This is a genomic window from Salinibacter sp. (genome assembly GCF_042218895.1).
GTDB lineage: Bacteria > Bacteroidota > Rhodothermia > Rhodothermales > Salinibacteraceae > Salinibacter.
In genome coordinates this window covers 1-6,929 of the sequence record NZ_JBDGQQ010000132.1, presented here as the reverse complement: position 1 = coordinate 6,929, position 6,929 = coordinate 1, and the positions used below count along the sequence as shown (strand labels likewise).

The 6,929-nt window shown below is 63.4% G+C and carries 5 protein-coding genes; 2 read left to right on the top strand and 3 right to left on the bottom strand.

Translation table 11 applies throughout. From position 1 onward, the window contains the following. The 3 genes from ABEL04_RS11575 to ABEL04_RS11565 form a co-directional block, all read right to left on the bottom strand. Positions 1-554, bottom strand: a 554-nt coding sequence (locus ABEL04_RS11575; protein ID WP_375802550.1) for a flavodoxin-dependent (E)-4-hydroxy-3-methylbut-2-enyl-diphosphate synthase, incomplete at its 3' end; no start/stop codon positions are given. Positions 555-703: 149 nt separating this feature from the next. Further along, a complete protein-coding gene (locus ABEL04_RS11570; protein WP_375802549.1) occupies positions 704-1,603 on the bottom strand; it encodes a rhomboid family intramembrane serine protease in 900 nt (299 codons plus the stop codon). Positions 1,604-1,768: 165 nt separating this feature from the next. Beyond that, positions 1,769-2,515, bottom strand: coding sequence for a rhomboid family intramembrane serine protease (locus tag ABEL04_RS11565; RefSeq protein WP_375802548.1), 747 nt, complete (start codon positions 2,513-2,515; stop codon positions 1,769-1,771). A gap of 578 nt (positions 2,516-3,093) precedes the next feature. On the opposite strand from ABEL04_RS11565, the gene ABEL04_RS11560 reads away from it, so the two are divergent. Both ABEL04_RS11560 and ABEL04_RS11555 read left to right on the top strand, forming a co-directional pair. Further along, positions 3,094-5,457, top strand: coding sequence for a penicillin-binding protein 1A (locus tag ABEL04_RS11560; protein WP_375802547.1), 2,364 nt, complete (start codon positions 3,094-3,096; stop codon positions 5,455-5,457). 101 nt (positions 5,458-5,558) lie between these two features. Then, complete coding sequence (locus ABEL04_RS11555; protein WP_375802546.1) at positions 5,559-6,854, top strand: exonuclease SbcCD subunit D; 1,296 nt, start codon at positions 5,559-5,561, stop codon at positions 6,852-6,854. The last annotated feature ends 75 nt before the right edge of the window (positions 6,855-6,929 follow it).

The window sequence follows — 6,929 nt, the reverse complement described above, 5'->3', positions numbered from 1 at the left end:
ATCATCATGTAGGGGTCGGAGTGCTTCACCGAGATGACGATGTCCTCGAAGTCGTTGCGCTTGCACACCTCCACGTGGCGCATCGCACTCTCGTAGAGCGCCTCCGGCTTCGGATAGCCGTGCTTGTCCAGGATGTCCTGCTCAAGAGAGCCGGAGTTCACCCCAATCCGGATGGGGATGCCCGCCTCCTTCGCAGCCTCGAGCACTTCGCGCTCCCACTTGCGCTTCCCGATGTTGCCGGGATTGATGCGCACCTTGTCGATGCCTGCCTCGATGGCCTTGAGGGCGTACTGATAATTGAAGTGGATGTCGGCCACAACAGGAACGGGCGCCCCCTGCACGATGTCGGAGAGCGCGTCGGCGTCTTCGGGGCGCGGCACGGCCACGCGCACGATGTCGGCCCCCGCGTCTGCGACCCGCTCAATCTCTTCGAGCGACGCCTCCACATCGTGCGTCTTCGACACGGTCATCGTTTGAACCGAAACCGGAGCCCCTCCGCCAATCTGCACGTCACCAACCTGGACAGGGCGGGAAGAGCGACGGGGACGTTCCATGGGCAAGAGTATGCTTGGTCCGAAAGACGGAGCGGTTTGCGTACAGGCTCCTCTGGCGATCGCTCCCGGAGCCGGAACAGCTGTCGTGCAACGTCGCCGTCACGGCCGTGTATTTCAACCGGGATTGATGCCCCACGGCCACACGCACGCTACGACTCACTGGCCTCGTAGAGAATGCGCTTCTCCTCGTCGCTGAGCGACTCGTAGCCCTCCTCGCTGATTTTGTCGAGGATGCGGTCCACCTCACTGCTCCGATCAGACGACGAGCTTGGGGCCCCATCGGATCCGACCGACTGCTCCGAGGGCGTTCCGTCGGTCCGGGGTTCAGCCCTGAACCAGCCCCTGATCCGCCTCAGGATCCCGGACGATGAGCGGCGGGCCCGGCCTCCCCCAACCGTCCACGACGGGAGGCCCAGCTCCCCGCGCTGGCCCTTGGCGTAGAGGAAGCCGGTGAGGGCGCCGCCCCAGTGGGCCGCCACGGCCGTTCCGGTACTCGATAGCGCCTGGAGGGCATCGATGATCAGGAAGCCGATCACCACCCACAGCAGCGGTACGACCCCGAAGAAGAGCAGTCGGATCTGCTTGTACGGATAGAGGATCGCCACGGTCGTTAGCACGCCGAGCACTGAGGCCGAGGCGCCCAGCACCGGAATGCTCCGGCCACCGACCATTCCGCCCGCGATGCTCGGCACAAACGGGCTGAGGATCAGACATAGAACACCTCCGCTGACGGCTGTGATCAAGTACACAGTCCAAAACTGCTGCGACCCATGCATGCGCTCAAACTCCCGCCCCACCCAGAAGAGCAACAGCATGTTGATGCCGATGTGCAGCAGCCCAGCGTGCATGAAGCTGTACGTGACGAGCTGCCAGGGCTCCAGCAGAATGTCCGGGAACGTCGGGTGCAGGGCGAAGTGGGCCATCACGAATTGGAGCCCGGGCCGCCACAGGTGCAGGAGCTGCGTGAGTACCCACACCACCACGTTGATGGTGATGATGGTACGCAGCGCCGAGGGCTGCTGGTAGTACCACGTCTTAAAGTCGTTCACAGTCGTTTGTTGGGCTGTTAGACCCCACAAGATATGATTCGGCAACCAGTCGGTAACGTGCCGCTCAGTTACGAGGTCTTGTACCGTCCAGTCGGAGCAAGGTTTGCTTCTACAACGCGACGATTCCGTGAGGGCCCCTCCAGTAGCATTCCGCCCAGCCACGCGTCACCAGCGCATTGCTCGCTCGGGCTCCACGGGAAGTTTGCCTCGCCAGTACTGAATGAGAAGGAACCCTACCACCATACCGCCCAGATGGGCAAAGTTGGCAACACCACCTTGCGTTTCCGTTACAGCCGAGTAGAGCTGTATCGCACCAATTCCAAGGATGAACCACTTGGCCCTGATGGGAATGGGCGGGAAGATGAGGTAAATCGTCCGGTTGGGATACATCATGCCGAAGGCAAGCAGGACGCCGTACACCCCTCCCGAGGCGCCGACGGTTGGGACGGCTGCCATCGTGGGCCCCATCGATGTCGGAACGGTCTGCCCACCCGACACGAAGAGGAGGTGGACCACGGCCGCCCCCACTACGCAGATAAAGTAAAAGACTGCGAAGCGCCGCGATCCCCACTGGTTCTCGATCGCGACCCCGAACATCCAAAGGATGAGCATATTGATGAACAGATGCCCAAATCCTCCGTGCAGGAAGCTGTAGGTGACCATCTGCCAGGGCCAAAACCCTGGCGCGTCTCCTATCTGTTCCGAGATCAGTAGTGCAGCCTGTTCGGGGCCTCCTGGCGGATAGAGGGCGAGGTAGTTCAGAATATGAGCCAGAAGAGAGCCGTCCGCGAGTGTGTTGGACGCCAGAAACTGCGCGATGAATACCAGTCCGTTGAGGACGAGAAGGTTCTTGATGACCGGCGGCATCACCGAGAATCGGGTAGGCGGCCGGTACCGAGTTCGTCGGGGCATGGATCAGAAGGCCTTTCAGAGACAGCGGGAATCAGCCTGGGCCTCGTGCCGAACAGGCCATCGTCTACGTACCGCTACCGGATCCGTCCGTTCGGGGAGCACGTCGTTGATCTATTCTTCGTTGTCGTGACCTCGTTAACGGGTGTGCTCTGTTCGGTCCGGGGGACCTCTTTGTTTCCAATACGCGCCTGAGCGGGGAAGCCCGCCGTCCCACTCGGGACTTTAGCATCCGAGGGCCTGTGTGGGAGAAACACCGGGCCTCCTACCGCTCTCAAGGAGAGAGGTTGGCGGTCTGGCAGAGGCGCCGAATCTGTGCACCTCGCACGGCACCTTGACGCCGTCGTCGGGGACCGTTTTTCCTCTATTTTGCTCAGCAAGTGTGTGTAAGTACGAGAAAACGGGCCCGAACGGCGGCTCCCTGTTCGTCAGGAGGAAAGGGGCTCGGCTCCGCAGCGGCGGAACGGTGCGCGCGCTCCGAACATTGAACCCGCACTGTTGACGGCTGAGGACTGGCCCTACGACGGTGGAAGCGAGGGCCCCGGGATCCTCTTTATCAACTGTCACTTGCTCGCTGGACTATGTCCGAATGGTCGTACTCCGACGAAGAACTCGATGAGTACTTCAGCGACCGGTCCGCCCGCCAGAAGGCGTCCAGGGACGATTCTCCGCACGACGAGTCGCTGGAGGCGGACTTGGGGTCTCCCACGGCCGGGATACGCGGCTTTTTCCACCGGCGAATCCGCGACCCGCTGAAGGCGCAGGCAGCCGTTGCGCTCTCGATCCTTTGCGGAATTCTGGGGATGGGCCTCCTCGTCGGGGGGGTTTACATTTGGACCCTAACCGACGACATTCCCTCCACGGAGAGCCTGGAGGATCCTTCCATGCAGCTGGCCACGATCGCGTACACGGCCGACGGCAAGGAGCTGGCCCGGTATGCCCGGCAGAACCGATCCTGGGTGCCTCACGACAGCATTTCGTCCCAGGTCCGGCACGCGCTCATCGCCACAGAAGACCACCGCTTCTACCGACACTGGGGGGTCGACCCCAGGGGCATCATGGCCGCCGTGGTCGACATCCTCACCGGTAGCTTCCGGGGAGCCTCGACCATCACCCAACAGCTTGCCCGCAATCTGTACAACGAGGAGGTGGGGCGTGCTGTTACCATCGCGCGAAAGCTCAAGGAGATGGTGACGGCTGTCGAGCTGGAGCGGCGCTACACGAAGCAGGAAATCCTTGAGATGTACCTGAACACCGTCAGCTTCGGGGGGAACGTTTACGGCATCGAGGCCGCGGCGCAGACCTACTTCGGCTGCCGGGCCGCCGACCTCGATCCGCTTCAGTCCGCCACCCTTGTTGGGCTCTTGAAGGCGACAACGTACTACAACCCAGTGCGGAACCCGAGGCACGCGAAGCAGCGTCGGAACGTGGTCCTGCGACTGATGGTGTCCCAGGGCTATCTTGAGGCCTCCTACTACCAGAAGCACAAGGACGACCCGGTGCGGGCCGAGTACCACTCGTCGCGGCTCTCTGCAAGCCTTGCCCCATACTTCGCCGAGCATGTGCGTAAGACACTTGCGGATTGGGCTCAGAATCCAGAGCACCCCCTCCACGGCCACGACATTTACGGGGACGGGCTCCGTGTCTACACGACGCTCGACTCGAAACTGCAGGCCATGGCCCGGGCAGCAGTCAAGCAGAAGATGTCTGCGCTCCAGAAGGTCGTCGGGTATCAGTGGAGTGCGCCCTCGCCCGGACTCTACAGCAACAGCCTCGACGATTACCGATCGCTGACGCCCGGAGAGGATTACGAGCCCTTCGCGCACTTCTGGGCGTCGAACCCTGGCGTCGTGAATGACTTCATCCGCGGAACGGCGCGCTACGACACCCTGCGGGCCCGGGGGGTACGCGAGGACGCCGCCCTGGAGCGCCTCCGGAGCAATGAGTCATTCATCGATTCGCTGCGCAAGGTCAAGACCCGTCTCGGTGCCGGGCTGGTCACGCTCGATCCACGAAACGGCCACGTCAAGGTGTGGATTGGCGGACGCAACTTCCGGACCGACAAGTACGACAAGGTGGGCATTGCTCAGCGTCAGCCGGGCTCCACCTTCAAGCCCTTCACCTACACGGCCGCCATTGACAATGGCTACTCGCCGTACGACACGATGCTCGATAGCACCTTTACCTGGGAGGACGAAGGGGCCGACACGACCTGGACCCCGCAGAACTATGACAGGGAGTCCTCCGGCGAGATGCTTACGCTGAGTCAGGGCCTAGCCAACTCGAAGAATACAGTGACCGCCCGGCTCGCGCTCAAACTGAATCCGAGCACGGTGGCCACCTACGCTCGTCGTATGGGCATCAAGAGTTCCCTCCACGAAGTGCCGTCGATTGCCCTCGGCACGAGCAAGGTGACGCTGCTTGAGATGGCCGCCGCGTACTCTACCCTCGCCAGCGGAGGCCTGTACAACGACCCCGTGTCCATCACGCGCATCGAAGACCGGTACGGAAACGTAATTTGGGAGGCCTCGCCGAGCCCACGCGAGGCCCTCTCCCCGCGAACGGCCTACACGGTCGTGGACATGATGCGGGGGGTTATTGACTACGGAACGGGCGTCCGCATCCGCACACAATTCGGCCTCGAGGAGTATGACCTAGCGGGCAAGACCGGCACTACGTCTCGGTCGGCCGACACCTGGTTTATGTTGATGCACCCCGAGCTCGTGAGCGGGGCCTGGGTGGGCTTCGACGACCAGCGGTTGACGTTCCGGACGGACTTCTGGGGGCAGGGGGCCCACAGCGCGCTCTTTCTGATTGGCGACTACTACCGGCGCATCGCAAAGTCGGACAAGGTGTCGCTCTCGAAGGAAGCCTCCTTTCCGCTGGTTGAGACCTACGGGGCCCCAGAGGATACGACCAGCGATCAGGGCGGGATTGGCTGGTAGCCCGCCCGCATCTGGCTGGCGCGGCCCCCCCTGCCGCGCACCCAGTCTTCTCTAGACGCTCTCTCTACGTCCGTTCGCCATACGCATTCTCCCGTCCAAGCGTGAAGCTGCTGCACACCGCCGACATTCATCTCGGGACCAAGACGCACGGACGACGCGACCCGGACACGGGCCTCAACACGCGCCTGCTCGACGTCCAGCGCTCGCTCGATGCTGTCGTTCAGCGGGCCCTCGATGCGGACGTCGATGCCTTCCTCTTCTGCGGCGATGCCTACCACACGGCCGATCCCACTCCCACCCAGCAGAAACTCTTCGTTCAGTCGCTCCGGCCCCTTGCCGACGCCGGCATTCCCATCGTGCTCCTCGTCGGCAACCACGACCACCCCGTCACGTTCGGCCGTGCCTCGTCGCTCGATATCTTCGACCACATCGCCGGGGAGGTCTACTGCTACCGCAAACCAGCCTCGGACGTCCAGGTGATCGAGACGGACAGCGGGCCCCTCCAGTTCATTCCCCTGCCCTGGCCCATCCGGAGCCAGATTCTCACGAAGGACGAGTACCGCTCCCTATCGCCGGACGAACTCCGGCAGTTCATCGAAGAGCGCTACGTGAACTACATCCAGCGTCGGACAAACGAAATCCTGGAGGGCGAGCACGGGGTGACTACCGACGGGGACAAGCGGGTGCTCTCTCCCGACGTGCCCACCGTACTGGCCGGCCACGTCACCGTGCAGGGCGCCGAACTGGCCGGCTCGGAGCACGCCACGCTCATTACGTCGGAGCCCAAGTTCACTGTGGGTCAGCTTGCCGTCCCCCCCATCGACTACGTGGCCCTCGGCCACGTGCACCGGCCACAGGACCGCAACGAGGAGGGGCACCCCCCCGTCGTGTACGCCGGGAGCATCGAGCGCGTGACGTTTAACGAGCACGACGAGTCCAAAGGCGTCCGGCTGGTAGACATCGATCCGTCCCGCGACCCTGTTACTCGGACCACTTTCGTCGAGACCCCGGCGCGCCCGTTCGTCGCTGTGCGGGTCGACGTCCGCGACGCCGAGGCGCCCACCGAGCGCATTCTGGACGCCATCCGTGAGCGGGACGTGGCCGACGCCATCGTTCGGGTCCGCTACCACGTAGAGGAAGAACAGGTGGCCCACGTCGACCAGAGCCGCATCCGGAGCGCGCTGGAGGCCGCCGACACGATCGCCGCCATCGAGCGCACGATCGAGCCGGCCGAGCGCAAGCGGCGGACCGTCGTGACCCGCGAGTCCAGCCTCGAAGACGCCGTGCGGCAGTACGTGGGGCAGCACGATGAACTGACCGGCATGGAGGACGAGCTTGTGGAGGCCGCGCTGGAGCTGGAGACGGAACTCGAGGCTGAGCACTCGGGGACGGACTGAGCCTTGCCCAGGGGGATGCAGCGAGGGGGCATGGCGACGGCACAGTCCTCAAGAATCACGAAGTCGTCGTGCGCC